The sequence below is a fragment of the Pseudomonas edaphica genome (assembly GCF_005863185.1).
GTDB classification, from domain to species: domain Bacteria; phylum Pseudomonadota; class Gammaproteobacteria; order Pseudomonadales; family Pseudomonadaceae; genus Aquipseudomonas; species Aquipseudomonas edaphica.
On sequence record NZ_VBVZ01000657.1, the window covers coordinates 1 to 3,302 of the forward strand.

At 56.5% G+C, this 3,302-nt stretch carries 4 protein-coding genes; all 4 read right to left on the reverse strand.

Annotated features, from left to right (window positions below; genetic code table 11):
• The coding region (locus FEM54_RS28415) for a 2-hydroxychromene-2-carboxylate isomerase (protein ID WP_138453841.1) at positions 1 to 551 on the reverse strand (551 nt) is incomplete at its 3' end.
• A 46-nt stretch (positions 552 to 597) separates the two neighbouring features.
• Positions 598 to 1,329 carry an SDR family oxidoreductase gene (locus tag FEM54_RS28420; protein WP_099547899.1) on the reverse strand — a complete coding sequence of 244 codons (732 nt, stop codon included), beginning with the start codon at positions 1,327 to 1,329 and terminating at the stop codon, positions 598 to 600.
• Between the two features lie 99 nt (positions 1,330 to 1,428).
• Positions 1,429 to 1,710 carry a hypothetical protein gene (locus FEM54_RS28425; protein WP_017136337.1) on the reverse strand — a complete coding sequence of 94 codons (282 nt, stop codon included), beginning with the start codon at positions 1,708 to 1,710 and terminating at the stop codon, positions 1,429 to 1,431.
• A 164-nt stretch (positions 1,711 to 1,874) separates the two neighbouring features.
• Positions 1,875 to 2,762, reverse strand: a complete 888-nt coding sequence (gene rhtA / locus FEM54_RS28430; protein WP_138453842.1) for a threonine/homoserine exporter RhtA — start codon at positions 2,760 to 2,762, stop codon at positions 1,875 to 1,877.
• Between the last annotated feature and the right edge of the window lie 540 nt (positions 2,763 to 3,302).

A 3,302-nucleotide genomic window follows, 5' to 3' on the forward strand; every position in this document is an offset into this window, starting at 1 on the left:
CCGAAGAACAGGTCATTGCCTACAAACATACTGGGTGCACCGAATACCCCGCGCTGAACAGCCTGTTCGGTTTTGTCCTTGAGGGCGGCTTTTACCTTTTCATCGTTGGCCAGGTTCAGGACTTCCTCTGGGTCGAAACCGGCCTCACTCAGCACGGCGGCCACGACGGCGGGGTCGCCCAGATGTCGACCTTCGACCCAAATGGCCCGAAACAGGCAGTCGATGAAGGCCTGGAAGCGCTCGGGCTGGCGCATCTGGACACCCATGACGGCACGCATCAGCACCAGGGTATTGATCGGGAAGTGCGGGTTGAACTTGAGCGTCACGTTGTAGCGTTTGGCGTATCGCGCCAAGTCATCAAACATGTAACGACCTTTGGCCGGCACGCTGATGGGGGAGGCGTTGCCGGTGGCTTTGAACACGCCACCCAGCAGCATGGGTTGATACACCAGTTGCGCACCGGTCTCGGCGCAAAGCGCAGGCAATTGCGTATAGGCCAGGTAAGTGGCCGGGCTGCCGAGGTCGAAAAAAAATTCCAGGGTTTTACTCATCGTCGATTCTCGCTGCTTATTGTTGTTCTTGATGGAGGCGGCGTGCCTACCAGGGTTCACTCCAGGGGCGCAGGTCCAGTTCGAAGGTCCAGGCGTCGCGTGGTTGGCTATGCAGGTACCAATAGTTGTCGGCGATGTGTTCGGGGTTGAGGATGCCGTCCTGATCTTTCTGCGCGTATTTTTGCGGGAAATTGTCGCGAATAAAATCTGTGTCGATAGCGCCGTCGACCACCACGTGGGCCACATGGATGTTCCTGGGCCCCAATTCCCGCGCCATGCTTTGCGCGAGCGCACGGATACCGTGTTTGGCGCCGGCGAATGCGGCAAACCCTGCACCGCCACGCAGCCCGGCAGTGGCGCCGGTGAACACAATAGTGCCGCGTTCGCGGGTGACCATGCGTTTAGCGACTTCGCGGGCATTCAGGAACCCGGAGAAGCAGGCCATCTCCCAGATTTTGAAATATTTGCGCGCGGTTTCTTCGAGGATGCTGCACGGCACGTTAGCGCCGATATTGAAGACGAAAGCTTCGATGGGGCCAAGCTCGGTTTCTATCTGCTCAACCAGCGCGATCACCTCATCTTCTTTGCGCGCATCACAGGCAAAACCGTGGGCTTCTCCGCCCGCCGCCTGAATGCTCTCGACCAAGGGCTGTAGTTTATCGGCACTGCGACGGGTGACGCAGGCTACATAGCCTTCACGGGCAAAGCGTCGGGCAATGGCGCCACCGGTTGCATCACCGGCACCAACCACCAATACGATTTTTTTGTTGGGTGTCATGGGAACTCCGTTGCTCGAGTGTCGGGCAGGAGTGTAGCCGCAGCAGAGCGAAGGGCGTGTAAAGAGAAAGGAGCAGCCGGAAGAGGACTGCTCGGGCGGTCATTTACAGATGACGATCATACTGCGGCTGGTGTAGCCGGCAGGGTTGATACCGAAAGGATAGTCGCCTGGCTCTTCGGAATTGTCACCGGACTTGGCGATAACCCGGTAGCCCTTGGCGCCGCAGGAGTTGGCTGCACTGGTGTAGCACTGGTCCCAGGAGGAGGACAGGCCGGAACAGTTGATGTGCATGCCTTTTTTGCCCCGTTTCACTTCTGTCTTGGTGGTCGCAGCACAGCCAGCAATGCCCACGACCAGTAACAGTATCAAAATTCGTTTCATTACTATCCTTATAGCCGCGTCGCGAAAAGGCTCGATGCAGGCTTAACTCGCTCTCGATTGTAGCGTTCAGCTGTCCCTGTCGAAATTCTCCATGAAAGACATTCGTTTACGGCTTAAACATGGCCTAAATGAGCGGCAAATGCCAGAGCTGCCTGCGATGAGAATCAATCGGCTGGCACCAACGGTTTGGATTCGTTGCGCATCGTCAGTGTGGCACCGACGGAGGCGAAGATAATGCAGGTGATTGCCAGCCATTGCGCGAGGGACAAGTGCTCCTGCAGGAAGAACAGACCGGAGAGCGCGCCGAATGCGGGCTCAATGCTCATCAAGGTGCCGAAGGTGCGAGCGGGCAGGCGAGTAAGCGCGACCATTTCCAGGGTATAGGGCAAAGCGGTGGACAGGATGGCTACACCGATAGCAAGGGGAATCAGCGAGGGCGTCAGCAGTGCGGCGCCGGCATGGACGATGCCGATCGGCGCCACGAACAAAGCGGCGATCATCACGCCGAGGGCGGCGGTTTGCACGCCGTTGTCGTTGCCGGCTTTTTGCCCAAACAGGATATAGAGTGCCCAGCAAACGCCAGCGCCCAGTGCATAAGCGGCGCCGATCAAGTCGATGCCGGTGCTGGTTTCTGCGGTGGGGATCAACAACAGCAGGCCCGCGACCGCGAGACCGATCCATACAAAGTCCACCGCCCTGCGCGAGGCATAGATAGCCACGGCAAGCGGGCCGGTGAATTCCAGCGCTACTGCGATGCCCAGGGGGACTGTACGCAAGGACATATAGAAGAGGAAGTTCATGCCGCCCAATGCCATGCCGTAGACGATGACAGTGCGCAGGGACTTGGCCGTGAGCTTGGCGCGCCATGGGCGTAACAGCAGCAGCATGATCACACTGGCGAAAATCAGCCGCAGAGTAGTAGTGCCCTGTGCGCCGACGATGGGGAACATGCTCTTGGCCAGCGAGGCACCCGACTGGATGGAGGCCATGGCGATCAACAGCAGGCCGACCGGGAACAATGCCGAGGCCAGGCTGCGAGGTGGAGTGGTCATTGGGGCGGGTGTCCGAAGTCGTGGTAAAGAAGCAGAGCGGCTATGATGCTTAACTGGCGGCTTTTGAGCAATATATTGCTCAGCTCTGGTTGCTGTCCTCTTTATATAGAAAAGGATAGGGCTTTTTGGGGTTTTTGATAGAGAATCTAAATTAAGTGTTGACGGCGTTTTATATCTGTCTATAATTCGCCCCACTTCCGGCGCAGTCGAAACGGAAAACTCCTTGGTAAACAACGAGTTACGAAGTTTTCGGCAGCAAGTTGCTTCAGTTCATCGAAGCCAAAAGGAAGTTGAAAAAGAGGTGTTGACAGCAGCGTGTAACGCTGTAGAATTCGCCTCCCGCTAACGAGAGATCGTAAGCGCAAGTGGTTGAAGTTGTTGAAGAATTCTTCGAAAGCTTCTGAAAATAATCACTTGACAGCAAATGAGGCTGCTGTAGAATGCGCGCCTCGGTTGAGACGAAAGATCTTAACCAACCGCTCTTTAACAACTGAATCAAGCAATTCGTGTGGGTGCTTGTGGAGTCAGACTGATAGTCAA